The organism is Type-C symbiont of Plautia stali (assembly GCF_059730935.1).
Genome location: NZ_AP035923.1, coordinates 2,330,236 through 2,356,925 on the forward strand (window position 1 = coordinate 2,330,236; position 26,690 = coordinate 2,356,925).

A 26,690-nucleotide genomic window follows, 5' to 3' on the forward strand; every position below is an offset into this window, starting at 1 on the left:
TCACCATGAAATTCAACCCCTTTAAGTACTTTTCTACCCTTGTGGTGTTTACCCTGGCGCTGCTCGCAGGCTGGTGGATGTGGAACTACTACATGCAGGCCCCGTGGACTCGCGATGGCAAAGTGCGCGCTGAACTGGTGGACGTGACGCCCGAGGTCTCCGGCCGTATCAGCACGCTGGCCGTGCGCGACAATCAGTTCGTGCATAAAGGCGAGGTGCTGCTGACGCTCGATCCGGTGCCGTGGCAGATTGCGCTGGCCAATGCGCAGGCCCAGCTGGCGAAGGCGCAGGCCGACCTCGCCGAAGCGCAGCATGAGGCGGATCGCCGTGCCAGCCTGCCGCGTAACGTGATCTCCGCTGAAGATATGGACGCGGCGCGCCTCAACGCGAATGCAGCGGCCGCCACAGCGAAAGCCGCACAGGCAATGCTCGATCAGGCGCGCTGGAACCTGCAGCAAACCACGGTGACGGCGCCGACCGACGGCTGGGTCAGTAACCTGACGCTGCGTGCCGGCAATTACGCGACGGCCGGTACGCCACTGTTCGCGCTGGTCGACAGCCACTCTTACTATGTGATGGGCTATTTCGAAGAGACCAAACTGCGCCACATCCAGCCCGGCGCGGCGGCGCAAATCGTGCTGTATAGCAACGGCGCACGACTGCAGGGCCAGGTGGAGAGCATCGGGCGCGCCATTTACGATCAAAGCATCGCCAGCGACGGCGGTCTGGTGCCTGATATCAAACCCAACGTGCCCTGGGTCAGGCTGGCGCAGCGCGTCCCGGTGCGTATCCGGCTAAACGCGGTACCGGATAATGTGCCGCTGGTGGCCGGTACCACCTGCACCATCTCTGTCGCGCACTGAGGCCGGTATGAATCTGCAGTGGCTGGCCTGGCACAATCTGCCGTGGATAAAGGCAACCGGCGGCGAGTGGCGCTATGCGTTGCGTAACGCAATCGCGATGTGTCTGGCGCTCACCCTGGCGTATGCGCTGCAGCTGGATCAGCCTTACTGGGCCATGACGTCCGCCGCGGTGGTGAGTTTCCCCACCGTCGGCGGTGCCATCAGCAAAAGCCTGGGCCGCATCGTCGGCAGCCTGCTCGGTGCCAGCGCCGCGCTGCTGATTGCCGGCCATACGCTCAACGAACCGTGGCTGTTTGCCTTTTTCATGGCCGGCTGGCTGGCGCTCTGCACCTGGGTCGCCAGCCATTTTCAAAACAATGTGGCCTACGCCTTTTCACTGGCCGGTTACACCGCCGCGATTATCGCCTTCAGCAGCGTTAACGTTAGCGACGTCAGCCAGCTGTGGGACATCACCCAGGCGCGCGTGTGCGAAGTGATCGTCGGGATTCTCTGCGCCGGGCTGATGATGATGATCCTGCCCAGCACCTCGGACGGCAGCGCACTGATGCTATCGCTGCGCCAGATGCACACCCGCCTGCTTGACCACGCGGTGCTGCTGTTGCAGCAGAGCAGCACAGAAAATGTGCGCACCGCCCACGAAACGGTGATCAGCCAGATCCTTACCATGAATTTGCTGCGCATTCAGGCCTTCTGGAGCCACTATCGCTTCCGCCGGCAAAATAACGTGCTTAACTACGTGTTGCATCAGCAGCTGCGCCTGACCAGCGTGCTCTCCAGCCTGCGGCGCATGCTGCTTAACTGGCCCGACGCGCCGCCGGTGCTGTACAGCGCAATGCAACAGCTGCTGCACGAACTGGCGCAGCCGCAGTGTGATAAATACCGTCTGGCGCAGATTCTGCGCAGCATCACGCCGGACGTGCACGGTGATTTCCGCCGGCGTGCTTTTGTCCAGCGGCTGCGCTACTTCTGCTGGGTGTGGCTGAATGTGGAGCGCTGGATTCGCCTGATTGAGCGCGCCGACGCTGACACCCGTTTCCAGCCGCCTTACGCGCCGGCACTGGCACGTGCCAGCGACAGTGCCGAAGCTGGCTGGAGTGCGCTGCGCACGTTTAGCGTGATCATGCTGGGCTGCGCGTTCTGGATTGGGACCCAGTGGGACGCTGGCGCCGCCGCGCTGACGCTTACCGCTATTGCCTGCGTGCTCTACTCGTCATCGCCTTCGCCCGGCGGCAGCGTGTCGCTGCTGCTGAAAACGCTGCTGTGGCTGTCGCTGTTCAGCTTTGTGCTGCAGTTTGGTCTGATGGTGCAAATCAGCGCGCTGTGGCAGTTTTTGCTGCTGCTGTTCCCGCTGCTGCTGACGCTGCAACTGTTTAAGCTGCAGCAGAAGCAACGCGCCGCGCTCTGGGGCCAGTTTATTGTGTTTATGGGATCGTTTATCGCGGTAAGTAATCCGCCAGACTGGGATTTCCAGAGCTTCCTTAACGATAACCTGGCAAAAGTGTGTGGCGTCCTGCTGGCGTGGCTGGCGTTTCAGGTGTTACAGCCGGGTTCTGATGCGCGCCGCAGCCGGCGCCATATCCCGGCGCTGCGCCACGCTTTTCTCGATCAGCTACGTCGCCAGCCGCGTCTGAGTGAAAGCCGGTTTGAATCGCAGATTTATCATCACATCAGCCAGCTGAGCCACAGCCGTGATGAGCAGGCGCGCCTGTGGCTGCTGCGCTGGGGCGTGGTGCTGCTGAACTGTTCGCACATTGTCTGGCAGCTGCGCGCCTGGCAACCCCGCTCACCGGCGCTGGCGCAGCTGCGCGACAGCAGTCTGCAGGATTTGCAGCGTATTATGAGTTTGCGCGGTGTGCGTCACGACTCGCTGCAGACCGCGCTGGATACGCTGCAGCAGGCCATTGATCAGCTTCAGGGGCAGCCGGAGAGCGACGCGAATACCCTGGCGGGTATTTTGTGGCGCCTGCGCTGTTCGCTGGCGCAGCTGCGTCAGGCGGTGCCGGATTGATCATTCACAGTACTGGGTAAACTGCCGATCAAAGTCATCGTGCAGCTGCTGCAGGGTCTTCTGCCCTTCAAAGCGGGTTTTATCCTGCTCGGACATCGGTTCGATCACCAGCGCTTTCTCATCCGACGAGTAGATAAAGCGCCGTGCCAGCGTGCTGCCGGTAAAACTGGTGCCCTGAATGCCGCCGCACACCACGGTGATGCTGTGACGGCGGATTTCGGTATGGGTGAAATTGGTTTCGGTGGCGCTGCGCAGGACGTTCTGACAGCCTTTGGCTTGCAGCCGCTGTAGGGTATGCTGCGTCAGCCATTCGCGGCCGCGGGCAATATTTTCACAACTGGCACGCAGCGGATTGGTATCTATATCTCGCTGCAGCTGACGGCTGGCCTCCAGTCGCAGCTGGGTATCATTCGGGCGATCGCAGCCCACCAGCGCTAAACACAACAGCAAAATCCCACGCGTTTTCATGCCTGCCCCTGAGCGGTTCCGTTCCTGAATCAACATCATAGGATGGAATGTTGCCGCTGAGTAGCAGGAAAATGGGTCAGAATTTTTCTGCGCGGCGGCGGCGGGTCAGGCCCGTCGCCGCCCGGTAGTCAGATCACGCCGCAGGCCAGACGCGCCCCGCCACCGCCAAGCGGTTGCGGATGGTCAGCATGGTTATCGCCGCCGACGTGCACCATCAACGCTTTGCCTTTGATCTCGCTTAGCGATTTCAGACGCGGCGCCACCACGGGATAGCTGGCTTTGCCGTCGTCGGTGACATACAGCGCGGGCAAATCGCCGAGGTGACCGTCAGCGTACGGACCGAGGTGCTTGCCGCTGTTGTGCGGATCGAGGTGACCGCCCGCCGCGCCGGCCGCCACGGTTTTGCCGGCGGATTCGCCGGGCTCACAGCTGCCTTTGGCGTGGACGTGGAAGCCATGAATGCCAGGTTTCAGCCCGCTCAGCGCCGGCGCGAACTGCAGGCCATACGGGGTTTCGCTGATGGTCACCTTACCGATCGACTCACCGATACCCTGCGCCGTCACCTGATGCAGCGTCACGTCTTCTGACGCCGCGTGTGCACCGGCAGCACACGCCAGCGTCAGCACGGCCATAATGGTTTTGTTCATAACGTCTCCTTACGGTTCAGATTCCCTCTAAGCCTGGACCGCTTTTGCCCAGGCTGCCGTAGTTTGACGCAGATTTACGCTTCAGGGCACATCGTAGCCGAGTGCCGCCTTGCGAATACGGAACCACTGCTGACGATCCAGCGTCAGTTCACAGGCTTTCACTGCGTCGCTGACGCGCGCGGTTTTACCGGAACCGATAATCGGCAGCGGACGACTGGGCAGCTTCATTACCCAGGCATACACCACCTGCTCGATATTGCTGGCACCGATCTCCTGACGCACCTGTTCCAGCTCATCGCGCAGCGGCTGGTAGTGCGGATAGTTAAACAGGCGGCCGCCACCGAGGCACGACCACGCCATCGGGCGCATACGCGTCTGCTGGCACTGGTCGAGCGTGCCGTCGAGCAGCGCCGACTGCTCCAGCGGTGAGATTTCCAGCTGATTGGTGACCAGGCTAAACGGCAGACGGGATTGCAGCAGCGTGAACTGCGCAGCGGTAAAGTTGGACACGCCAAAATAACGCACCTTGCCACTCTGATGCAGCTGCAGGAAGGCGTCGGCGATTTCATCCGCATCCATTAACGGATCCGGACGGTGAATCAACAGCAGATCGAGATAATCGGTGGCAAAGTGGCGCAGCGAATTTTCCGCACTGTGCAGGATGTGGCTGGCTTCGGTGATGTAGTGACCGATTTTATGTTCCGGTTTCGCGCGGGTGGCAATGCCGCACTTGGTGACGATTTGCAGTTGCTGACGCAGCTGCGGTGCCAGGCGCAGCGCTTCGCCGAACGCGGCTTCACAGCGATAGTCGCCATAGATGTCGGCGTGGTCAACGGTGGTGATGCCCAATGCCAGATGATGCTCAATAAACTGCACCAGCTGCTGCGGCGTCATGCCCCACTCCATCAGCCGCCAGTAACCGGCGATCAGCGGCGAAAAAGCGGGTCCCTGTGGGGCAATAGCGTGCGGTTGTAACATGGTTAAACTCCCTTCTGCGCAATAGCGAAAGCGCGAGTATAACCAAATGCGCACGTCGCGTTTTCTTAAAACAGCTCCGGTTGCTGTGGATCAGGATTTTCATCCACTTTTTGCTGACGCTGCAGGCGCAACAGGCGCTGACGACACAGGCGCAGCACCTCGCGTTTTTGCGCATCGCTGAATTTCATCCAGTTGAAGCGCTCCTCCCGGCTGCGCAGACAGCCACGGCAATAGCCGCGCGCATCGCTCTGGCAGATACCGCGACAGGGGCTCGGAACCGGAAAAAACTCTAATTGCTCAGCCACATCACCTCCGCAATGAACCTATCCACTCTTATTGATAACAGCTTAGTGACATAGTGCAAGGCATAAACCGTTATTGCTGATACTGTACACGGCGACAACCACGCCAGCGTCCGTCACCGTGGCAATAGTCAGGGAATCAATCAGGTAAGGAGACGCGGTTAAGGTTTTCCTCATCTTCAATTCATACGATTGTCATATTCCGTTATTCCGATGAGTCTCCATGAAACTGATCTCTAAGTTACAGTGTCACGACAACAGTTTTAATTTACTGGCCGCGTTGTTCTTTGCTTTTGTTCTCAATGCCCTGTTTTTACTGCGCGCGTGGGAAATTATTCCCTACACCCGCCTGCACGATTACCTGTTCGCCGCCAGCATGCCGGTGGTGCTGGTCGCGGCGTTTTATCTGATCTTCTCGCTGCTGGCCTGGCCGTGGATACGCAAACCGCTGCTGATTGTGCTGATTCTCGCCAGCGCCGCCGCCAACTACTTTATGCACAGCTTTGGTACGGTCATCGACACCAACATGATCGAAAACGTGTTTGAGTCGAATACGCAGGAAACCGGCGCGCTGATGAGCCGCAACTATGTCATCTGGATGCTGCTGATGGGCATTCTTCCGGTCGCGCTGGTGTGCAGCGTCCGTATCAGCAATCGCCAGCGCTGGTGGTGGAACCTGCTGCAGCGCCTCGCCAGTGCGCTCGGTGCCGTACTGGTGATTCTGCTGATGGCTGTGCTGTTCTACAAAGACTACGCTTCGCTGATCCGCAATAACAAAGGCCTGGTGAAGATGATCACCCCAGCCAATATTGTCAGCGGCACCGGCCATTATGTCGATCAGCGCTATCTGCAGGGCAGCCAGGCGCTGGTGAAGATTGGCGAAGATGCGAAGAAAGGGCCGCTGATCGCCGCCGAGCCGAAGAAGACGCTGGTGGTGCTGGTGGTGGGCGAAACTGCGCGCGCGGAGAACTTCTCCCTCGGCGGCTATGCGCGCGACACCAACCCACAGCTGAAAAAGCAGCAGGTGATTTATTATCCCAACGCCAGCTCCTGCGGCACGGAAACCGCCATTTCGGTGCCGTGCATGTTCTCGAATATGCCACGCGAGCACTATGACGCGAACCTCGCCCATCATCAGGAAGGCGTGCTGGATGTGCTGGCCCATGCCGGAATCAGCGTGCTGTGGCGCGAAAACGACGGCGGCTGCAAGGGTGCCTGCGACCGCGTGCCGCATACCGATATGACGCAGTGGCAGCTGCCACAGTACTGCCACGATGGCTTCTGCCTCGATGACGTCTTGCTGCATCGCTTTGATAACTATGTCGACAGCCTGCACAATGACAGCATCATCGTACTGCACCAGATGGGCAGCCACGGTCCGGCTTACTTTAAGCGCTATCCGGCCGCGTTCCAGCGCTTTACGCCCACCTGCGACAGTAATCAGATACAGGATTGCGATCACCAGGCGTTGGTCAACACCTACGATAACTCGCTGCTGTATACCGACGATATGCTGAGTCGCACCATCGATAAGCTGAAAGGCCTGAGCGATCGCTTTAACGTGGCGTTGGTGTATCTGTCCGACCATGGCGAATCGCTGGGCGAACACGGCATGTATCTGCACGGTGCGCCGTACCTGTTTGCGCCGTCGCAGCAGACGCACATCCCGCTGCTGCTGTGGATGTCGCCGGGCTACGCCGCGGCGTATCACATTGATCAGGCCTGTCTGCGCCAGCAGGCGGCAGAGACAGCGGTGTCGCAGGATAATCTGTTCCACACGGTGCTCGGCCTGTTCAACATCCAGACGCAGCAGTATCAGCCACAGCTGGATATGATCAAATCGTGCCAGAATCGCGCCTGAGGATTGCATTAGACCGACTGGTCTAATACTCTGCCTGCCATGAACAAGACAGTGCAACGCAACGAAACCCGTGAACATCTGCTCGCCACCGGCGAGCAGGTCTGCCTGCAGCGCGGTTTCACCGGCATGGGATTGAGCGAAATGCTGGCGCTGGCGGAAGTGCCTAAAGGCTCGTTTTACCACTACTTCCGCTCGAAAGAAGCGTTCGGTGTGGCGCTGCTGGAGCGCTATTTCGTCAACTATCAGCAGCAGGTTGAACAGCAGCTGACCCAGCCCGGCGTTACTGCACGCGAACGCTTACTGCAGCATTTTCGCTACGCGGAACGGCTGTTTATTGAGCAGGGTCACATCGTCGGCTGTCTGGGCGTTAAGCTTTCCGGCGAAGTGTGCGATCTGTCAGAGCCGATGCGCGATGCGCTGCAGCGCGGGGCTACGGCCATCACGGCCGCTTACGCACGCTGTCTGACGGAGGTCGCAGCCGAACAGCCGCTGCCCTATGGGCAAAGCCCGCAGCAGCTGGCGCAACGCTGTTATCTGCTGTGGCTGGGAGCCAGCCTGCAGAGCAAGATTTCACGTGAGCCCGGGCCGATTAGCCTGGCGCTCGACACCATCGAACAGTGGCTTAATCACCGCTGATTTTTAAAAACGGCAATTTCTAGACGACCGGTCTATTACAGGAGTCATCATGGCGAGTAAACAGCTGTTCACCCCGCTGAAAGTGGGCGCGATTACCGTACCTAACCGTGTATTTATGGCGCCGCTGACGCGTCTGCGCAGCATTGAACCGGGCGATATTCCTACCCCGCTGATGGCGGAGTATTATCAGCAGCGCGCCAGCGCGGGTCTGATCATTACCGAAGCCACCCAGGTTTCGTTCCAGGCGAAAGGCTACGCTGGTGCGCCGGGTTTGCACACCGCGGAGCAAATTGCTGCGTGGAAAATGATTAACGAAGGCATTCACGCCGCGCACGGTCACAGCGCCGTTCAGCTGTGGCACACCGGCCGCATCTCGCATAATAGCGTACAGCCGGATGGCAAAGCGCCGGTTGCACCGTCCGCGATCGCCGCTGGCACCCGCACCTCGCTGCGCGCCGCCGACGGCAGCGTGTATCGCGAAGATACCTCCATGCCGCGTGAACTGAGCGTGGCAGAAATTCAGCAGATCGTTAAAGACTTCGGTCAGGCGGCAGCCAATGCGCGCGACGCCGATTTTGACCTGCTGGAACTGCACTCAGCGCACGGCTATCTGATGCATCAGTTCCTCGCACCCGGTTCTAACCAGCGTACCGATGAATACGGCGGTTCGATTGAGAAGCGCGGCCGTTTCGCGCTGGAAGTGGTCGATGCGGCAATTGCTAACTGGTCAGCCGATCGTATCGGTATCCGTATCTCGCCCATCGGCGCCTTCCAGAATCTGGAAAACGGTCCGGATGAAGAAGAAGCGGCACTGTGGTACATCAGCGAACTGGGCAAGCGCGGCCTCGCCTACCTGCACCTGTCTGAGCCAGACTGGGCGGGCGGTAAGCCTTACACCGATGAGTTCCGCCAGAAAGTGCGTGCCGCCTTCCCGGGCGTGATTATCGGTGCCGGTGCCTACACTGTGGAAAAAGCGGACGATCTGATCGCGCGTGGCCTGATTGACGCCGTGGCCTTTGGCCGTGACTTCATCGCCAACCCGGATCTGGTAGCGCGCCTGCAGCAGGATGCACCGCTTAACCCGCAGCGTCCGGAGAGCTTCTACGGCGGCGGCGCGGAAGGTTACACCGACTACCCGACACTGTAAGTCAAACGCGGCCGCAGCGGATGTGCGGCCGCGTGCTTTCTTCAGGGCATTCCCTCGCTATACTTAGCGGGTTCCCTGATGACTTTTAAAAAGAGGATGTTATGCGTTTACTTCACACTATGTTACGCGTTGGCGATCTGCAGCGCTCCATCGATTTTTACACCCGCGTGCTGGGCATGCGCGTGCTGCGTCAGAGCGAAAACACCGAATACAAATACACCCTGGCTTTCGTGGGTTACACCGAAGAGAGCGAAGGTGCGGTCATTGAGCTGACCTACAACTGGGGCGTGGATAAATACGACCTCGGCAATGCCTACGGCCACATCGCGCTGGGCGTGGATGATGTCGCGGCGACCTGCGACCGCATCCGTCAGGCGGGCGGTAACGTCACGCGTGAAGCCGGCCCGGTAAAAGGCGGCAGCACCATCATCGCTTTCGTGGAAGATCCGGACGGCTACAAAATCGAGCTGATCGAAAACAAACACGCCGGTCACGGCCTCGGCAACTAATGCCGTTAGTCAGCCTGCTAATTTGCGGGCTGACTTCCCTCTCCTGCTGCACCCTGCGCCGATTTTTGCCATAATGCGCGCTGCCCCATTTCCTGCAATGAGATCCTGATGTCTGAATCGAACGCCTTAAACGCTCTCCATCAACGCTTCCGTGGTTTTTATCCTGTGGTGATTGACGTTGAAACCGCCGGTTTTAATGCGCAAACCGATGCGCTGCTGGAAATCGCGGCCACTACGTTAAAAATGGATGAGGATGGCTGGCTGCACCGCGATGAAACCCTGCATTTCCACGTGGAGCCGTTCGAAGGGGCGATTCTCAATCCCGAAGCGCTGGCGTTTACCGGCATCGACCCCAGCAATCCGCTGCGCGGCGCGGTGAGTGAATATGAGGCGCTGCACGCCATATTCAAAATGGTGCGCAAAGGCACCAAAGACAGCGGCTGTAACCGGGCGATTATCGTGGCGCACAACGCCACCTTTGATCATAATTTTCTGATGGCGGCGGCAGAGCGCACCGGCATGAAGCGTAACCCATTCCACCCGTTCGCCACCTTTGACACCGCCGCACTGAGCGGGCTGGTGCTGGGACAAACGGTGCTGGCGAAGGCCTGTAAAGCGGCGGGGATAGATTTTGACAGCACTCAGGCGCACTCGGCACTGTACGATACCGAACAGACCGCCACGCTGTTTTGCGAACTGGTGAATCGCTGGAAACGCCTCGGCGGCTGGCCGCTGGCGGTGAGTGAAGAGCCGGCCGAAGACGATGCCTCGGCCTGAGGCCCGTCAGACCGCAGCCAAAAAAAAGGCCGACACTGCTGTCGGCCTTTTTCTTATTCTGCTTCTTTGTGCTTCTCAGCGGTCTCTTTGATCAGCGGTTGCAGTTCGCCGCGCTGGAACATCTCAACGATGATGTCACAGCCGCCGACGAGCTCGCCATCCACCCACAGCTGCGGGAAAGTTGGCCAGTTGGCGTATTTCGGTAACTCAGCGCGGATATCCGGATTTTGCAGAATGTCTACGTACGCAAAGCGCTCACCACAGGCAGACAGCGCCTGTACCGCCTGCGCAGAGAAACCGCAGCTTGGCAGTTTCGGCGAACCTTTCATGTACAGCAGGATCGGGTTTTCTGCGATCTGGCGCTGAATTTTTTCAACAGTACTCATTTTTGCCTTCCTTAATCCTTCACTTCGTGTTTGTTTATTGTAGCGACTTCGCCCCGCGACTGAAAACGGGATTTTGCCTTCGCCGGCGCATATCGCCATGTTTGTTAAGTTCGCGCGCCACGAATAACATTTTCGTATCATTAATAAGCATTAATCAATTAATAATTAGCAATAATTCCGCTGGGTTAAACAGCTGAAATCGCTCATTTTTGCCCCACTTTCAGTACCGTGACAGATTAATGGAAAAAGACCTTACCTTTTGCAAAAAAAGTGGATTAGAATTGCCCCGGTGCTGATCGTCGATCAGATTTTTCTAACTTTACCGCGGTCTGGCTTCCTGCCGACGGCTTAACCTGTAACCGGACTATGCGTTTACTGATTACGCTTTTCATACTGGCTTTTGCCCAACTGTTCTTTAATGTGGCGGCGGCTTCTCCGCATGCGCCGGTTAATGCCAGTTTGCAGAAAGCGGAGAAAAAGAACGCGCGTGAAGATGAGCGTCGCAAACGACGCCCGGTGAAAACCACCAGCAAAAAGTCACGCCTGACGTCGGTACAGAAGTTCAGGCTGAAAAAACAGCAGAAAAGCGAAACGGTACTTCAGCACACCACCCAGCGCAAATCCTCACTTAAGCTCAGTGCGAAAAAATATGGTCATCAGCGGCTGGCGAAGAAATCGCGTGACGTTGCCGTTGATGATGAAGTGCAGCAGCTGAGCGGCATTAAAATGAGCAAAGCCCACCGCCTGCGCTATCAAAAAGCACGTGAAACCGCGATGACGAAATTGATGGGCCAGCTGGGTAAACCGTATCAGTGGGGAGGCACCTCACCGCACACCGGTTTCGACTGCAGTGGTTTAGTGTGGTACGCCTACAAAGACCTGGTGAAGTTTAAATTTCCCCGCACCGCCAATGAGATGTATCACCTGCGCGACGCCGCGCCGATCAAGCGCGAGATGCTGGAGAAAGGCGATCTGGTGTTCTTCCGCATCAACAATCGCGGTACCGCCGACCATGTCGGGGTTTATCTGGGCAATGGCAAATTCATTCAGTCTCCGCGCACCGGTAAGGACATTCAGATTAGCGCGCTGGGCGAGGATTACTGGCAGAAGCATTACGTTGGCGCACGCCGTATGATGACGCCGAAAACCGTGCGCTAACCTCAGCGTTGCGCAACAAAAAAGCCGGTGGCTGTTCAGCAGCACCGGCTTTTTTATTAATGCAGAATGGCGGTAAAGCTAAAGGCAATAATCATCAGCAGAGCAGCGGCGGTGGTGGTCAATGCCAGTTTTAAATCGGTACTCATCACAACTCCTTAGTCACACAGTTTGCATGGTTAAATAATTTTCGCACAGTGATGGGCAAAAATCTCGTGTTATCCGCCCCGGCTTGCTAGAATCGCCGCCTTTCGTTGCGCAACAGATTTAGCGCATGCTGCATTGACAGCCTGCTGAAGGATGTTTCCCTGCCCGATTAAGCAGATTAGCCCTGATATTCAGGGCGCAAAACCATTAGCAGACGCAAACGTTTAACAATATACTTATCAGTAAGTTGCGATAAGCCCAGGAGTACCATTTTCATGGCAACCATTAAAGATGTGGCGAAACGCGCCGGGGTCTCAACCACCACGGTTTCGCATGTCATCAACAAAACGCGTTTTGTCGCGGAAGAGACGCGTAACGCCGTATGGGAAGCGATTAAAGCGCTGCACTATTCACCGAGCGCGGTGGCCCGCAGCCTGAAGGTGAATCACACCAAGACGCTGGGCCTGCTGGCGACCTCCAGCGAAGCGCCCTACTTCGCCGAAATTATTGAAGCCGTGGAGAATCACTGCTTTGAGCGTGGTTACACGCTGATTCTCGGTAACGCGCACAACGATCTGCAAAAACAGCGCGCTTATCTTTCGATGATGGCGCAAAAGCGCGTCGATGGCCTGCTGGTCATGTGCTCCGAATATCCCGACGATCTGCTGCAGATGCTGGAAGAGAACCGCAATATCCCGATGGTGGTCATGGACTGGGGCGAATCGCGCGGGGACTTTACCGATACCGTGCAGGACAATGCGTTCCACGGCGGTTACCTCGCCGGACGATACCTGATTGAGCGCGGCCATCGCGATATCGGTGCTATCCCTGGCCAGATGGAGCGCAACACCGGTGGCGGTCGTCATGCGGGTTTTCTGCAGGCGATGCAGGAAGCGGGCATCAGCGTCCGTCCCGAGTGGATTGTGCAGGGTGACTTCGAACCGGAGTCAGGTTATCAGGCGATGCAGCAGATTCTGAACCAGAAACAGCGCCCGACGGCGGTGTTCTGCGGCGGCGATATCATGGCGATGGGCGCGATTTGCGCGGCCGATGAGATGGGACTGCGCGTGCCGCAGGATATTTCGGTGATTGGCTATGACAATGTGCGCAACGCGCGCTACTTCACCCCGGCGCTGACAACCGTGCACCAGCCGAAAGCGCAGCTGGGGGAAAAGGCACTGGAGATGCTGCTGGACCGCATCACCAGCAAACGCGAAGAGCCGCAGACCATTGAAGTGCAGCCCACGCTGATTGAGCGTCGCTCCGTGGCCGATGGCCCGTTCCGCGATTACCGCCGTTAAACCACCTTCTCGCTGAGCCACTCGTGGTTCAGCGTCTCCGCATCGCCCAGATATTCCAGTAACCACGCCAGCGCCGGTGACGCACGCTGCTCAGACCAGCTGACGCAACACGGGCTGTCCGGAAACGGCTGCGGTAACGCCAGCTCCACCAGCGCGCCGCTGTCCAGCAGCGGGCGCGCCAGGTGGCCCGGCACCATGCCCACGCACAATCCGGCCTGCAGGCAATCCAGCCCGGTTTCCCACTCCGGCACCACCAGCCGCCGCTGGTTATCCAGCGTCCACGTCATGCGGCGCGGCAGCGCGCGCGACGTATCTTCCAGCACCAGCGACGGCCAGGCGCGCAGGGTTTCGTCGTCCAGCTGCGGACTGTGAGCCAGCGCATGCTGCGGACTCACCACGCAGCGCCAGTTGAGCGCGCCCATATCCTGAAAAGCGAAGCGGCCACCGACCGGAATGGCCTGGGTGGCGCCAATCGCCACATCGACACGCCCATCAGCCAGCGCGTCCCACACGCCGTTAAATACTTCGTAGCTGATGATCAGCTCCATATCGGGGAAATGGCGGTAAAAATCCTTTACCAGCTGGCGGGTGCGCTGCGGTTTGACGATGCAATCTACCGCGATACTGAGCTGACCGCGCCAGCCGTTGGCCAGCTGCTGACACTGACGGCGCGTGGCCAGCATTTTTTTGATAACAGATCGCCCTTCGCGCACAAAGTGCTCGCCTGCTGCCGTCAGCACCACTTCGCGATGCTGCCGCTCAAACAGCGGTACTGCCAGCCAGCCTTCCAGCTGGCGCACGGTATAGCTGATGGCAGAGGGCACGCGGTGCAGCTCCTGCGCCGCCGCGCTAAAACTGCCGGTGCGCGCTACCGCGTCCACCACCTCAAGTGCATATTCCGACCACATAGTTTTCCCATCAAAAATTTTAACAGCACCCTGCAAATATTAGCGTTTCACAAAGCCCGCTGCACCCTTTTACACTCCCCGCCGTTCAACCTGCCGAATGAGAAAAACCATGCTGTCATCCAAAGGATTTCTGCCTTACCTTGCCGTGCTGAGCATGCTCGGCTTTCTGGCCACCGATATGTATTTACCCGCCTTCGGCGCCATGCAGCGCGACTTTGCTTCCGCACCGGGCACCATCAGCGCCAGCCTGAGCCTGTTTCTGGGCGGCTTTGCCTTTGCGCAGGTGCTGTGGGGTGTGCTGTCGGATCGCTTTGGCCGTAAACCCATTCTGCTGGCGGGCCTGAGCCTGTTTGCGCTGAGCTGTCTCGCCATGCTGTGGGTGACTAACGTCTGGCTGATGCTGGCGCTGCGCTTTGTGCAGGCGGTAGGCGTATGCGCTGCAGCGGTGAGCTGGCAGGCGCTGGTGGTTGATCGCTATCCGCAGGCCAAAGCCAACAAAGTGTTTGCCACGATTATGCCGCTGGTGGCGCTGTCACCGGCGCTGGCGCCGCTGCTGGGTGCCTGGCTGATGGCCCATTTTCACTGGCGCGCCATTTTCCTCGCGCTCACGCTGGTGACGCTGGTGTTGCTGTTCGGCACGCTGAAACTGGCCAGCGCGCCGCGTGCGCGCCACGACAGCGCGCCGCAGCCGGGCTGGCTGACGCTGCTGGCGACGCGTGTTTACAGCGGTAACGTACTGATTTATGCCGCCTGCTCCGCCAGTTTCTTCGCCTGGCTGACCGGCTCGCCGTTTATCCTCGCCGCCGCGGGTCTGAGCCCGGCGGACATTGGCCTGAGCTATATTCCGCAGACCATCGCCTTCCTGCTGGGCGGGTTTGGCTGTCGCGCACTGCTGAACCGTTTTCAGGGTGCGCAGCTGCTGCCGTGGTTGCTGATGATTTACAGCCTGAGCATTCTGGGCCTGTTTGCGGTGGCGCTGATGACCACGCCGCCGCTGGTGGCTCTGCTGCTGCCGTTCTGCGGCATGGCGCTGGCCAATGGCGCGATTTACCCGATTGTGGTGTCCAGCGCCCTCGCCCCGTTCCCGCAGGCCACCGGCAAAGCGGCCGGCCTGCAGAATCTGCTGCAGCTGGGCTTATGCTTCCTCGCCAGCCTGATTGTTTCCGCCGGTCTGCAGCAGGCGCTGTTACATACCACACTGGTCATGGTGGCCACGGTGATCCTCGCCTGGGCCGGTTTCCTGTGGCAGCGCAGCGCCAGCGCACAAAGTGATATTGCTCACGCTTCCCGTCCCTGCGAAGATAATTGCTAAGGCAACGATTATCGTTAGCAAACTAACGATAAGCCATTGAATACTGACCTGCGTGAGCATATACTCAGTGGGTCAGCATTTCTGCAACAAATCAATAACATAATGATCGTATTTTTTAGCGACACTGTCGCTGGGATGGCGTCTGCACGATATTCACCTCCGGAGTTGTGGCAGACATTTCTATTCAGATTCATACCTCTGTAATACGTCGGCTATCTGGCGCACGGATTTTCCGTGAGTTCTCTCACAGGCCTGAGGAATTTGACTATTCTTTTTCTCAGGTTCAAATCGGAAAGGTGATGGAGAAGCTATGAGTTCATCGTGTATAGAAGAAGTGAGCCTTGAAGAAAACCAATGGTTTCGTATCGCCCATGAATTACTGGAGCGGGCGGACATTCACATCAACGGCACACGTCCCTGGGATATTCAGGTCAGACATGCGGATTTTTTCAAACGGGTCCTGCAGGAGGGATCGCTGGGCCTCGGTGAAAGCTACATGGACGGCTGGTGGGAGTGTGAACGTCTGGATATGTTCTTCCACCGCGTGCTGAAACATCATCTGGATAAGCAGTTACCGCACCATTTTAAAGACACGCTGCGCATTGCTGCGGCGCGCCTCACCAATCTGCAGTCAAAGAAACGCGCCTGGATTGTTGGTAAAGAGCACTACGATCTTGGCAACGACCTGTTTTCACTGATGCTCGATCCGTTTATGCAGTACTCCTGCGGCTACTGGAAAAGCGCGGAAACGCTGGAGCAGGCACAGCAGGACAAGCTGGATATGATCTGCCGTAAGCTGCAGCTTGAGCCGGGCATGACGCTACTGGATATCGGCTGCGGCTGGGGCGGACTGGCGGAATTCGCCGCGCGTCATTACGGGGTGAAAGTGCATGGCGTGACCATCTCTGCCGAGCAGCAGAAAATGGCGCAGCAGCGCTGTGCCGGTCTTGATGTGACCATTCTGCTGCAGGATTACCGTGATTTGGACCAGCAGTTTGACCGCATCGTGTCGGTGGGCATGTTCGAACACGTCGGGCCGAAAAACTATGCCACCTACTTCAATGTGGTTGATCGTAACCTGAAACCGGAAGGCCTGTTTTTGCTGCACACCATTGGGGCGATCAGAACCGACATGAACGTCGACCCGTGGATCGATAAATACATTTTCCCCAACGGCTGTTTACCGTCGGTACGGCAGATCGCCGATGCCAGCGAATCCCACTTCATCATGGAAGACTGGCACAACTTCGGCGCGGATTATGACACCACGCTGATGGCCTGGTACGAGCGATTTCAGGCGGCATGGCCGCAGCTGGCAGAGAAGTATGGCGAGCGTTTCGAACGGATGTTCAGCTATTACCTCAACGCCTGCGCCGGTGCGTTTCGCGCGCGGGATATTCAGCTGTGGCAGGTAGTTTTCAGCCGCGGCGCCGAAGGCGGTTTGCGCGTGGCGCGTTGATTTCCGTGCAATGCTAAAAGGCGCTTAACGCGCCTTTTTATTCGCGATTACTCCGCGTCCGGCAGCGTTTGTGCCGCCAGCGCGGCCGCGGCATCACGCTGCGCCAGCACACGTTCAACGGTGTCAACAATCGCCTGGGTATGCGGATCGATTTCGATATTGACCCGGTGCCCCAGCTTCTTCGCGCCCAGCGTGGTGCGCTCCAGCGTTTCCGGGATCAGGTGCACGCAGAACTTACTTTTGGTGACATCACCGACTGTCAGGCTGATACCATCGATGCCGACGAATCCTTTATGCAGAATATATTTGATCTGCTCAGCGTCCTGTAATTTAAACCACACTTCGCGGTTATTCTCTGACTGGATAATTTTACAGATTTCGGCGGTGGTCATAATATGGCCGGACATCAGGTGTCCGCCAATTTCATCGCTGAATTTCGCGGCGCGCTCAATATTCACGATGTCACCAACCTGTAATTCACCGAGGTTGGTGATGCGCAGCGTCTCTTTGATGAGATCGAAGCTGACGCGATCGCCGTCAATGGCGGTCACCGTCAGGCAGCACCCGTTGTGCGCTACCGAGGCGCCCAGCGCCAGGCCGGGCAGCAGCTCAGCAGGCAAGCGCACGGTGTGGGTGCGGAACAACTCTTTTTCTTCAATGGCGACAATTTCTGCCGTGCCCTGCACAATTCCGGTAAACATAATTTCAGCCTCTGCGAAGTTTGTGGCAGTTTATCACAGCTTGCGCCGCAAGGTTTAATTTGCCGGCGCGCAAACTTTACACAAATGGCGCAACCAAATGCGATCAATGTTTGGCGGAAGTGCGGGCTACCGCTACACTAGGTCGCGCATTCTTTGGGGATTTCGCCCCGCTCTCTTCTTAAATTACGCAGGTGATACGTGCAGAAGTATTTAACAGAAGCGCGTCAATTGCTGGCCCTCGCGATCCCGGTCATTCTTGCTCAGGTGGCACAGACCGCGATGGGATTTGTGGATACCATAATGGCCGGTGCGGTGAGCGCCACGGATATGGCCGCCGTTGCTGTCGGCACCTCTATCTGGCTTCCCGCCATTTTGTTTGGTCATGGTCTGCTGCTGGCATTGACGCCAACCGTTGCGCAACTCAACGGATCCGGGCGACGCGAACGCATCGCAGAACAGGTGCGCCAGGGTTACTGGCTGGCGGCGGGCGTGGCGCTGCTGATTATGGTGGTGCTGTGGAACGCCGGCTACCTGATTCACACCATGCATGACATTGATCCTCAACTGGCGGCCAAAGCAGAAGGTTATCTGCACGCGCTGCTGTGGGGCGCACCGGGCTACCTGTTTTTCCAGGTGGCACGTAATCAGTGTGAAGGGCTATCGAAGACCAAGCCGGCGATGCTGCTGGGTTTCCTCGGCCTGCTGACCAACATTCCACTGAACTATGTGTTTATTTACGGCCATTTCGGTATGCCTGCGCTGGGCGGCGTGGGCTGTGGCGTCGCCACCGCGTCGGTTTACTGGGTGATGTATCTGGTGATGCGCTTCTGGCTGAAGCGCATGCCGGCCATGCGCGATATCCGCATGCATAGCCGCTGGTCGCCACCGTCGCGCGCCATCCTGACGCGCCTGTTCACGCTGGGATTACCGGTCGCGCTGGCGCTGTTTTTCGAGGTCACGCTGTTTGCCGTGGTAGCGCTGCTGGTGTCGCCGCTCGGCATTGTGAAAGTGGCTGGTCATCAGATCGCGCTCAATTTTAGCTCGCTGATGTTTGTGCTGCCGCTGTCGCTCGGCGTCGCCACCACCATTCGCGTCGGCTACCGTCTGGGCCAGGGCTCGGCCGAACAGGCCCGCATCGCCGCTTGGACCGGTCAGGGCGTGGGTATCACCATGGCGGCGATCACCGCGCTGTTTACCGTGACCTTCCGCCACGATATTGCCGCGCTCTATACCGCTAATCCGGAAGTGATTACCCTGGCGGCGCAACTGATGCTGCTGGCGGCCATCTACCAGTTCTCGGATTCGATTCAGGTGATCGGCAGCGGTATCCTGCGCGGCTATAAGGACACGCGCTCGATCTTCTTTATTACCCTGATCGCCTACTGGGTGCTGGGGCTGCCGGTGGGTTACGTGCTGGCGCTGACCGACTGGGTGGTGGCACCGCTGGGGCCGGCCGGTTTCTGGTGCGGATTTATCGTCGGTCTGACGTCGGCAGCGGTAATGATGATCTGGCGCATCCGCCGTCTGCAGCGTTTACCGGCGCAGGTGATTCTGGCGCGCGCCGCGCGCTAAGTGGCTGAGCGGGCGTTTATTTGGCCCGCAATGGCGAAAAAAACGACGCATAGCACAGTTGCTGGTCAGTCGTCAGGAAAAATCACTTTTCCGCTTGCCAGCATCACGGCCTGCCGTTAATATTCGTCCCCGCTGTCGCCCTGACAGCGTGTTGCGCTCTTAGCTCAGTTGGTTAGAGCACCACCTTGACATGGTGGGGGTCGATGGTTCGAGTCCATTAGAGCGCACCAAGTGCGTCCGTAGCTCAGTTGGTTAGAGCACCACCTTGACATGGTGGGGGTCGGTGGTTCGAGTCCACTCGGACGCACCAGATTTCTGAAATGCGCTCTTAGCTCAGTTGGTTAGAGCACCACCTTGACATGGTGGGGGTCGATGGTTCGAGTCCATTAGAGCGCACCACTTTTGCTGTTATCTCCCTTGCGCAACTCGCCTTTCCTTGATCTGAGTCGGTTTTCTCCCTCTGCTTTTATATTGGTTTTCGCATACTTAGCGACTATACTATGCCGCGTTGTTCCACCTGAAAGGTTTCAGCGCTAACGTGCCTATGCCAGCCACTTACATCATTTGCGCAACGCCGTCGCTACGGTCTCTCCGCCCGGCGCATAACTTCTCTGCACGCTTAGCCGTCGTCACCTATTCTTACTTCTGTGTCAAACGTACCAACACCAAACAGATTTTTACTTCGGTGCCAGGCGCATCGAACCCCGACCTTTATCATCCATCACAACTTACAGAAATCTGACATGAAAAAGACCAAGATCGTTTGTACTATCGGTCCGAAAACCGAATCCGAAGAGATGCTGACTCAACTGCTGGAAGCGGGCATGAACGTCATGCGCCTGAACTTCTCTCACGGGGATTATGCCGAACATGGTCAGCGCATCATCAACATGCGTGCCGTCATGGAAAAAACCGGTCGCCAGGCCGCGATTCTGCTGGACACCAAAGGCCCGGAAATCCGTACCATGAAACTGGACGGTGGCAATGATGTGTCCCTGAAAGCTGGCCAGACCTTCACCTTCACCACCGATCAGTCAGTGATTGGTAACAGCGAGCGCGTTGCCGTTACTTACGCCGGTTTCACCGAAGACCTGAAAATTGGTAACACCGTGCTGGTCGACGATGGTCTGATCGGCATGGAAGTCACCGAAGTCACCGAAAACACCGTGGTGTGTAAAGTGCTGAACAATGGCGACCTTGGCGAAAACAAAGGCGTCAACCTGCCAGGCGTGTCCATTCAGCTGCCGGCACTGGCGGAAAAAGACAAGCGCGATCTGATCTTCGGCTGCGAGCAAGGCGTGGATTTTGTTGCGGCTTCCTTCATCCGTAAACGTTCTGACGTGCTGGAAATCCGTGAGCACCTGAAAGCCCACGGCGGTGAGCACATTCAGATCATCTCCAAGATCGAAAACCAGGAAGGCCTGAACAACTTCGATGAGATCCTGGAAGCCTCTGACGGCATCATGGTCGCGCGTGGTGACCTCGGTGTGGAAATCCCGGTTGAAGAAGTGATCTTCGCGCAGAAGATGATGATCAAGAAGTGTAATAAAGCGCGCAAAGTGGTGATCACCGCGACGCAGATGCTGGATTCGATGATCAAGAACCCGCGCCCTACCCGTGCTGAAGCCGGCGACGTGGCCAACGCCATCCTCGACGGTACCGACGCGGTGATGCTGTCCGGTGAGAGCGCCAAGGGTAAATACCCGCTGGAGTCGGTCACCATCATGGCGACTATCTGCGAGCGTACCGATCGCGTGATGAAATCGCGCATCGATTCCCTGCAGGATTCGCGCAAGCTGCGTATCACTGAAGCAGTGTGTCGTGGCGCCGTTGAGACCGCTGAGAAACTGGAAGCGCCGGTGATTGTGGTGGCGACCGAAGGCGGTAAGTCAGCTAAATCCGTGCGTAAATACTTCCCGGATGCCACCATTCTGGCCCTGACCACTAACCAGACCACTGCGCGTCAGCTGATCCTCAGCAAAGGGATTGAAACGCGTCTGGTGAGCGAAATCGCCTCGACCGATGATTTCTACCGCATCGGCAAAGAGATGGCGCTGCAGAGCGGCTACGCGCAGAAAGGCGATGTCGTGGTGATGGTTTCGGGTGCGCTGGTACCGAGCGGAACCACCAACACCGCGTCGGTGCACGTACTCTGATCGAGCCGGTTATGTTTATTTAAAAGAGCGCCTTTCGGGGCGCTTTTTTTATTCCGCGCCTGAGACAGAAAGCGGAAAATTCCAATCGATAATAACTATTCAATATCCCGCAGAATTAAGGTTAATCCGATTAAATCTCTCTGTTTTCGCTAAATATTTTCATCATGTTCTGCGAAACGCTGCTTCTTTGAGCGAACGATCAAATTTAAGCATGTTCTCATCAAAAATTTATTCTCAACTTAAAAAGCTTTGTGTAATACTTGTAACGCTACATGGAGATTAACTCAATCTAGAGGGTATAAATAATGAATCGTACTAAACTGGTACTGGGCGCGGTAATCCTGGGTTCAACTCTGCTGGCTGGTTGCTCAAGCAACGCTAAAATCGACCAGCTGTCTTCAGACGTTCAGACTCTGAACGCTAAAGTTGACCAGCTGAGCAACGACGTGAACGCAATCCGTTCTGACGTTCAGGCTGCTAAAGACGACGCAGCTCGCGCTAACCAGCGTCTGGACAACCAGGCTCACTCTTACCGTAAGTAAGAGTTCTGGTTTGAAAAATGGTGCCCTTGTGGCACCATTTTTTTTGTCCGGATTCTGCCGTCCGCTGGCCCTGAATCACGGTGTCGCAGCGGCTTCGCCCTGCGCCTGACTGATGGTGGCTTGCGCACCGCCTGTTGCCCCCTGCTGCGTCTGCAGCACTGCCGGCAGCGGCGTCGCCTCACTCACCGGTTCCCCACTGCTCACCAGTACCGGCATGCCTGAACGACGTTCAATCGCCGCCTTTATCAGCGCACTGTCGCTCTTCGCACTCTTTATAAAGGCTTTCAGCGGCGCGCTCAGCGCAATTGGCATGGTCTGCGGATCGTCATGTTCATTACGCGACAGCGGCTGGTGTACCTCAATGTAGCGTTTGCCGTCGGGCTCGATGGCATATTTGATCGGCTGGTTAATCACCTGTACGCGCGTACCCTGCGGCACGCTGTTGAACAGCGCTTCGATATCGTCCGGACGCAAACGAATACAGCCGGAGCTGACGCGCATCCCGATGCCGAAGTCGGCGTTGGTGCCGTGAATCAGATACTGGCCGCTGCCGCGCGCCAGACGCAGCGCAAACAGCCCCATCGGGTTATCCGGCCCGGCAGGCACCATCGCGGGCAGCGTGATGCCCTCTTTGGCGTAGCGTTTGCGGATATTGACGGTAGGCGTCCAGGTGGGGTTAGGGATTTTCTGGCTGATACTCGTCACCATAGCCGGCGTGGCGGCACCCAACTGACCGATGCCGATCGGATAAACCACGACGCGATCTTCTCCTTTGGGATAGTAGTAGAGACGCAGTTCGGCCAGGTTGATCACGATGCCTTCGCGCGGCGCATCCGGCAGCAGCATCTGCAGCGGCACGGTAAGCTGCGTGCCGGCTTTCGGCAGCCAGGGGTCGACGCCCGGGTTGGCTTCCAGCATGCCGAGCATGCCTATCTTATAACGCGCGGCAATGCTCTCCAGCGGCCGTTTGTCATCCGGGACGGTGGTCAGGGTGTTTTCGCCAATCAAACGGCTATCAGCGGCTGGCAGGGGGTATTCCGTAGCAAACGCAGGTGCAGACAGTCCGAAACAGGACAACAGCAATGCACCGGCTAAACGAAGCGCAGGTTTCATGCAATTTTCTCTTTGTCGGATGGAACAGACCCCGGTCATGGCCGGGGTCTGGAGAGTGTAACTTAGCTGAGAGACTGTGCGTTATGCCGGATCGCGCGAATCATCGCTTCCAGCCCCTGCGAACGCGAAGGGGTGAGGTGTTGCGTCAGGGCCAGTTCGCCAAACCAGTGGGCGACATCCAGTGCCAGAATCTCTGGCGCTTTCAGGCCCTGATACAGGCTAAATACCACGGCAATCAAGCCTTTAACGATGGCGGCATCGCTGTCACCTTCAAAAGCAATGGTGCCGTCTGCCTGTGGGGTCATGCGAATCCATACCTGACTCTGACAGCCGGAAATGACGTACTGCGGCTGATGCAAGCTTTCAGAGGATTCTGGTAATTTTGCCCCGAGTTCAATGATGTAGAGGTACTTCTCTTCCCAGTTGGCGCAACGATTGAAGTTGCGCACCAGTTTCTCTTTTTCTGGCAGGTTTGCCATGCATAACTCCTGAAATCTGCTCAACCGCCCAGCAGACGATGAATGCGCGTCAGGCCAGCCGCCAGGCGATCGGCTTCCTCTTCGCTGTTGTAGAGCGCGAAGGAGGCGCGACACATCGCGGGCACCGCATAATGACGCATCAGCGGCATGGCACAGTGGTGGCCGGTGCGGATGGCAATGCCGTACTGGTCGAGGAAGCTGCCAACGTCAAACGCGTGGTGCTTACCGAGGTTAAACGCCACCACGCCGCTGCGCTCGGCCGGGCCGTAAATAACCAGATCCGGCACCGACGCCAGCTTGTCCAGCGCGTAACGCATCAGCTGGCTCTCGCGCTGATGGATCGTCTCCAGACCGAGTTCGCTGATCCACGTCAGCGCCGCGCCGAGACCAATGATGCCGCCGGTGTTCGGCGTGCCGGCCTCAAAGCGCCACGGTGCGCCATTCCAGGTGGTGCCGGTGGGCAGCATGACCTGATCGATCATCGAACCGCCGCCTTCCCACGGTGGCATGATCTCCTGCAGCGCCTTACGCGCGTACAGCACGCCAATCCCGGTCGGCCCATAGATTTTATGGCCGGAGAACACGTAGAAATCGCAGCCGATATCCTGCACGTCAACGGGGTGGTGCATCACAGCCTGGGCACCGTCCACCAGCGTCACCACGCCCGCGGCTTTCGCCTGCGCCACGATGGCTTTCACCGGGTTAACCGTGCCGAGCACGTTGGAAACGTGCGTCACGGCCAGCAGGCGCGTACGGCTGTCGATCAGCCCCGCCAGCTGTTCCAGCGCCAGCTCGCCGTTGTCGTTAAGTGGCAGCACACGGATTTCCGCGCCGGTGCGCTGGGCCACCATCTGCCATGGCACGATGTTGGCGTGATGCTCCATCTCAGTGACGATCAGGTTATCGCCCGGCTGCAGCTGACTGCCGCCCCAGCTGTTGGCCACCAGATTGATGCCTTCGGTGGTACCTTTCACGAAGATGATCTCTTCGGCTGCCGCGGCACGCAGAAAACGCGCCGCCTGGGCGCGCACGTTTTCCATATCGCTGGTCGCCTGTGCGCTCAGCGAGTGAATACCACGGTGCACGGCCGCATAGCCGTGCTGATAGAAGTGACTTTCCGCGTTGATCACCGCGAGCGGGCGCTGTGCGCTGGCCGCGCTGTCAAGGTAGGCCAGCGGATGTCCGTTGACCTCACGACTCAGAATCGGAAACTCCGCTCTGACTCGTTCGAGATCGAAACTCATGACTCAACTCCCGGGAAACGGTCGGTAATACGTTGCAGTACCACCTGGCGCAGCGCGTCATCTTCCAGCGCTTCCGTCAGTTCAGCGGCGAAAGCATGGATGATCATCTGCTGCGCCGCGTCTTCGGCGATGCCGCGCGAGCGCAGGTAGAACATCTGCTCGTCGTCGATGCGACCGATAGTCGCGCCGTGGCTGCACTTGACGTCATCGGCGTAGATTTCCAGCTGCGGCTTGGTGTCCACTTCCGCCAGGCGACCGAGCAACAGGTTGTTGTTGGTCATCTGGCCGTCAGTTTTCAGCGCGTGCTGCGCCACTTTAATGTGGCCGTTAAACACCGAGCGCCCTTTGTCACGCGAAATGGTTTTGTGCAGCTGGCGACTCAGGCAGTGGCCTTTGTTGTGCTCCAGATAGCTGCGCGTATCCGCCACTTCGCTGCCTACCGGCAGCACCAGGCTGTTCAGCGACAGCTGGGTGTTCTCACCGTTCAGCTGCACGCTGGTATTGTGACGCGACAAACCGGCACCCAGCAGGAAGCTGGTGCTGCTCACCTGCGCGTCACGGCCAATCACGATGTCGTTGTGCGCAAAGTGGTAGCTGCTGCTCTCTTCAAACGCCAGCTTGGTGTGCTTCAGCTGCGCATTGTCGCCCACCGCAAAGGTAAAGCGCGCGCCGGTGAAGTGGGCGCTGCCATTCAGCGTCACGTAATGCTCGATCACCTGCGCTTCCGCGCCGGACTCCAGCTCCAGATGGTGACGATGATGTACAGTGTTGAGCGCATCCGCCTGGCCGCTGGTAATGTGCAGCAGATAGAGCGGCTGCGCCGCAGCTTTGCCGCGCGGCAGACGAATCGAGGTCACCTCTTCCGCCAGACTTTCCGTCAGGTGCAGGAACACCTCCGGCTGTACTGCGGCCGGTAACGGACGTCGCTCAGCGGCACGGCTGTGCTGCACGTCAAACAGACCGGTGTCACGCGCGCTCAGCTCAGGCTGGAAGCGGCCGTCGACGAACACCAGGCAAATCGCGTCCAGCGGCAGCGCCAGCGCAGCCACCTGCTCAGCGCTCACGCCTGGCGCTTCCGCCTGCACGAACTGCTGTGCCAGCAGGCTGTCCAGCGCGGTGTATTTCCAGTTTTCATGCTTGCGCGTCGGCAGGCCGACACGCATCAATTGCTGCCAGTGCTGCTGTGCCTGCAGCGAACGCTGCTCGCCGCGTGACTCAAACAGGTGATGCCACTGCTGCAGCGCGTTATCACTCCTGGTCGGTAAGCCAGCCATAGCCTTGCTCCTCCAGCTGTTTCACCAGCGTAAAGTCGCCAGACTTCACGATTTTGCCCTGATACAGCACGTGCACGTGATCTGGCTTGATGTAATCCAGGATGCGCTGGTAGTGCGTTACGATGATGAATGAGCGCTTGCCGTCGCGCAGGCTGTTCACGCCTTCTGCAACAATTTTCAGCGCATCGATATCCAGACCGGAGTCGGTTTCATCGAGGATGCACAGCTCAGGCTCCAGCGCCGCCATCTGCAGAATGTCATTACGCTTCTTCTCACCGCCGGAGAAACCGACGTTGACGGAACGGGTCAGCAGATCTTCCGGCATCTTCAGCAGCTTGATCTTGTCTTCGATGAAGTCCTGGAAGTCGAAACGGTCCAGCTCTTCCTGCTCACGGTATTTACGCACCGCATTGACCGAAGTCTGCAGGAAAAACTGGTTGCTGACGCCCGGGATCTCGACCGGGTACTGAAACGCCATGAAGATGCCCTCACCGGCACGCTCTTCCGGCTCCAGCTCCAGCAGGTCCTTGCCTTTAAAGGTCACGGAACCGCCGGTGATTTCATAATCTTCACGACCGGCCAGCGTGGCAGACAGGGTGCTCTTGCCGGAACCGTTCGGGCCCATAATGGCATGCACTTCGCCCGGCTTAACCTCAAGGTTCAGACCGCGCAAAATCTCTTTGTCTTCAACGCTAACCTGTAAATCTTTAATGCTTAACATACTCTTTCCTTCACATTGCTTCCG

At 58.0% G+C, this 26,690-nt stretch carries 27 protein-coding genes and 3 tRNA genes; 17 read left to right on the plus strand and 13 right to left on the minus strand.

All coding sequences use genetic code 11. From position 1 onward, the window contains the following. The first annotated feature begins 5 nt into the window (after positions 1–5). Positions 6–863 carry an efflux RND transporter periplasmic adaptor subunit gene (locus AC6I7J_RS10915; protein WP_498005662.1) on the plus strand — a complete coding sequence of 286 codons (858 nt, stop codon included), beginning with the start codon at positions 6–8 and terminating at the stop codon, positions 861–863. 7 nt (positions 864–870) lie between these two features. After that, positions 871–2,871, plus strand: coding sequence for an FUSC family protein (locus AC6I7J_RS10920; protein WP_498005664.1), 2,001 nt, complete (start codon positions 871–873; stop codon positions 2,869–2,871). Here AC6I7J_RS10920 and AC6I7J_RS10925 read toward each other — a convergent pair whose 3' ends face one another. The 4 genes from AC6I7J_RS10925 to AC6I7J_RS10940 form a co-directional block, all read right to left on the minus strand. After that, positions 2,872–3,339, minus strand: a complete 468-nt coding sequence (locus AC6I7J_RS10925; RefSeq protein ID WP_021506208.1) for a hypothetical protein — start codon at positions 3,337–3,339, stop codon at positions 2,872–2,874. It lies immediately after the preceding gene. 128 nt (positions 3,340–3,467) lie between these two features. Beyond that, complete coding sequence (gene sodC, locus AC6I7J_RS10930; RefSeq protein ID WP_264248354.1) at positions 3,468–3,986, minus strand: superoxide dismutase [Cu-Zn] SodC; 519 nt, start codon at positions 3,984–3,986, stop codon at positions 3,468–3,470. Between the two features lie 81 nt (positions 3,987–4,067). Next, a complete protein-coding gene (locus AC6I7J_RS10935; RefSeq protein ID WP_498005666.1) occupies positions 4,068–4,964 on the minus strand; it encodes an aldo/keto reductase in 897 nt (298 codons plus the stop codon). Between the two features lie 65 nt (positions 4,965–5,029). Then, entirely contained in the window at positions 5,030–5,269 is a 240-nt protein-coding gene (locus AC6I7J_RS10940) for a DUF1289 domain-containing protein (protein ID WP_021506211.1), read from the minus strand. 220 nt (positions 5,270–5,489) lie between these two features. Here AC6I7J_RS10940 and eptA point away from each other — a divergent pair, with 220 nt between their 5' ends. From eptA to rnt, 5 genes are all read left to right on the plus strand, one after another. Continuing rightward, complete coding sequence (eptA, locus tag AC6I7J_RS10945) at positions 5,490–7,127, plus strand: phosphoethanolamine transferase EptA (protein WP_498005668.1); 1,638 nt, start codon at positions 5,490–5,492, stop codon at positions 7,125–7,127. Between the two features lie 39 nt (positions 7,128–7,166). After that, positions 7,167–7,763, plus strand: coding sequence for a TetR/AcrR family transcriptional regulator (locus AC6I7J_RS10950; protein WP_031279165.1), 597 nt, complete (start codon positions 7,167–7,169; stop codon positions 7,761–7,763). A 49-nt stretch (positions 7,764–7,812) separates the two neighbouring features. After that, positions 7,813–8,910 (plus strand): alkene reductase, encoded by a 1,098-nt coding sequence (locus AC6I7J_RS10955; protein ID WP_058776267.1) that lies wholly within the window; start codon positions 7,813–7,815, stop codon positions 8,908–8,910. A gap of 101 nt (positions 8,911–9,011) precedes the next feature. Further along, a complete protein-coding gene (gene gloA / locus AC6I7J_RS10960) occupies positions 9,012–9,419 on the plus strand; it encodes a lactoylglutathione lyase (RefSeq protein ID WP_021314698.1) in 408 nt (135 codons plus the stop codon). Positions 9,420–9,527: 108 nt separating this feature from the next. Next, positions 9,528–10,196: a ribonuclease T gene (gene rnt / locus AC6I7J_RS10965; protein ID WP_021506216.1), complete on the plus strand. Its 669-nt coding sequence runs from the start codon at positions 9,528–9,530 to the stop codon at positions 10,194–10,196. A 53-nt stretch (positions 10,197–10,249) separates the two neighbouring features. On the opposite strand, the gene AC6I7J_RS10970 is transcribed toward rnt, so the two are convergent. After that, positions 10,250–10,582 (minus strand): Grx4 family monothiol glutaredoxin, encoded by a 333-nt coding sequence (locus tag AC6I7J_RS10970; protein ID WP_021506217.1) that lies wholly within the window; start codon positions 10,580–10,582, stop codon positions 10,250–10,252. Between the two features lie 366 nt (positions 10,583–10,948). On the opposite strand from AC6I7J_RS10970, the gene AC6I7J_RS10975 reads away from it, so the two are divergent. Further along, complete coding sequence (locus tag AC6I7J_RS10975) at positions 10,949–11,740, plus strand: C40 family peptidase (protein ID WP_058757687.1); 792 nt, start codon at positions 10,949–10,951, stop codon at positions 11,738–11,740. A 56-nt stretch (positions 11,741–11,796) separates the two neighbouring features. Here AC6I7J_RS10975 and cydH read toward each other — a convergent pair whose 3' ends face one another. After that, on the minus strand, positions 11,797–11,886 hold the full coding sequence (gene cydH / locus AC6I7J_RS10980) for a cytochrome bd-I oxidase subunit CydH (RefSeq protein WP_021506219.1): 90 nt from the start codon (positions 11,884–11,886) through the stop codon (positions 11,797–11,799). Positions 11,887–12,159: 273 nt separating this feature from the next. Between cydH and purR the strand changes: the two genes are divergently transcribed. Further along, a complete protein-coding gene (purR, locus tag AC6I7J_RS10985) occupies positions 12,160–13,185 on the plus strand; it encodes an HTH-type transcriptional repressor PurR (protein WP_021506220.1) in 1,026 nt (341 codons plus the stop codon). Here the strand turns inward: purR and punR are convergent. Beyond that, positions 13,182–14,093 carry a DNA-binding transcriptional activator PunR gene (gene punR / locus AC6I7J_RS10990; protein WP_498005670.1) on the minus strand — a complete coding sequence of 304 codons (912 nt, stop codon included), beginning with the start codon at positions 14,091–14,093 and terminating at the stop codon, positions 13,182–13,184. The two genes, purR and punR, sit on opposite strands and share 4 nt — an antisense overlap. A gap of 109 nt (positions 14,094–14,202) precedes the next feature. Between punR and punC the strand changes: the two genes are divergently transcribed. Together punC and cfa are read left to right on the plus strand one after the other, a co-directional pair. Next, positions 14,203–15,405 carry a purine nucleoside transporter PunC gene (gene punC / locus AC6I7J_RS10995; protein WP_498005672.1) on the plus strand — a complete coding sequence of 401 codons (1,203 nt, stop codon included), beginning with the start codon at positions 14,203–14,205 and terminating at the stop codon, positions 15,403–15,405. Positions 15,406–15,715: 310 nt separating this feature from the next. Next, entirely contained in the window at positions 15,716–16,864 is a 1,149-nt protein-coding gene (cfa, locus tag AC6I7J_RS11000; protein ID WP_498005674.1) for a cyclopropane fatty acyl phospholipid synthase, read from the plus strand. Positions 16,865–16,911: 47 nt separating this feature from the next. Here cfa and AC6I7J_RS11005 read toward each other — a convergent pair whose 3' ends face one another. After that, positions 16,912–17,565: a riboflavin synthase subunit alpha gene (locus AC6I7J_RS11005; protein ID WP_127833971.1), complete on the minus strand. Its 654-nt coding sequence runs from the start codon at positions 17,563–17,565 to the stop codon at positions 16,912–16,914. Between the two features lie 198 nt (positions 17,566–17,763). Here AC6I7J_RS11005 and AC6I7J_RS11010 point away from each other — a divergent pair, with 198 nt between their 5' ends. The 6 genes from AC6I7J_RS11010 (at position 17,764) to AC6I7J_RS11035 (ending at position 21,835) form a co-directional block, all read left to right on the plus strand. Next, positions 17,764–19,137 carry an MATE family efflux transporter gene (locus AC6I7J_RS11010; RefSeq protein ID WP_058769700.1) on the plus strand — a complete coding sequence of 458 codons (1,374 nt, stop codon included), beginning with the start codon at positions 17,764–17,766 and terminating at the stop codon, positions 19,135–19,137. Between the two features lie 153 nt (positions 19,138–19,290). Further along, positions 19,291–19,367 (plus strand) — tRNA-Val (locus tag AC6I7J_RS11015). Between the two features lie 3 nt (positions 19,368–19,370). Then, positions 19,371–19,447 (plus strand) — tRNA-Val (locus AC6I7J_RS11020). 12 nt (positions 19,448–19,459) lie between these two features. After that, positions 19,460–19,536, plus strand: a tRNA-Val gene (locus AC6I7J_RS11025). Between the two features lie 344 nt (positions 19,537–19,880). Next, positions 19,881–21,293: a pyruvate kinase PykF gene (gene pykF / locus AC6I7J_RS11030; protein ID WP_498005677.1), complete on the plus strand. Its 1,413-nt coding sequence runs from the start codon at positions 19,881–19,883 to the stop codon at positions 21,291–21,293. Positions 21,294–21,598: 305 nt separating this feature from the next. After that, positions 21,599–21,835, plus strand: coding sequence for a major outer membrane lipoprotein (locus AC6I7J_RS11035; RefSeq protein WP_007374746.1), 237 nt, complete (start codon positions 21,599–21,601; stop codon positions 21,833–21,835). 75 nt (positions 21,836–21,910) lie between these two features. On the opposite strand, the gene AC6I7J_RS11040 is transcribed toward AC6I7J_RS11035, so the two are convergent. The 5 genes from AC6I7J_RS11040 to sufC form a co-directional block, all read right to left on the minus strand. Further along, positions 21,911–22,948: a L,D-transpeptidase family protein gene (locus AC6I7J_RS11040; RefSeq protein WP_498005679.1), complete on the minus strand. Its 1,038-nt coding sequence runs from the start codon at positions 22,946–22,948 to the stop codon at positions 21,911–21,913. A gap of 62 nt (positions 22,949–23,010) precedes the next feature. Further along, on the minus strand, positions 23,011–23,427 hold the full coding sequence (gene sufE / locus AC6I7J_RS11045; RefSeq protein ID WP_021506228.1) for a cysteine desulfuration protein SufE: 417 nt from the start codon (positions 23,425–23,427) through the stop codon (positions 23,011–23,013). Between the two features lie 20 nt (positions 23,428–23,447). Next, positions 23,448–24,671: a cysteine desulfurase SufS gene (gene sufS, locus AC6I7J_RS11050; protein ID WP_166710035.1), complete on the minus strand. Its 1,224-nt coding sequence runs from the start codon at positions 24,669–24,671 to the stop codon at positions 23,448–23,450. Continuing rightward, a complete protein-coding gene (gene sufD / locus AC6I7J_RS11055) occupies positions 24,668–25,945 on the minus strand; it encodes a Fe-S cluster assembly protein SufD (RefSeq protein WP_059012320.1) in 1,278 nt (425 codons plus the stop codon). The genes sufS and sufD overlap by 4 nt, the downstream gene beginning before the upstream one ends. Next, the gene (gene sufC, locus AC6I7J_RS11060) at positions 25,920–26,666 is read right to left on the minus strand and encodes a Fe-S cluster assembly ATPase SufC (RefSeq protein ID WP_021506231.1); all 747 of its coding nucleotides are present in this window, start codon (positions 26,664–26,666) and stop codon (positions 25,920–25,922) included. The genes sufD and sufC overlap by 26 nt, the downstream gene beginning before the upstream one ends. Positions 26,667–26,690: the final 24 nt, after the last annotated feature.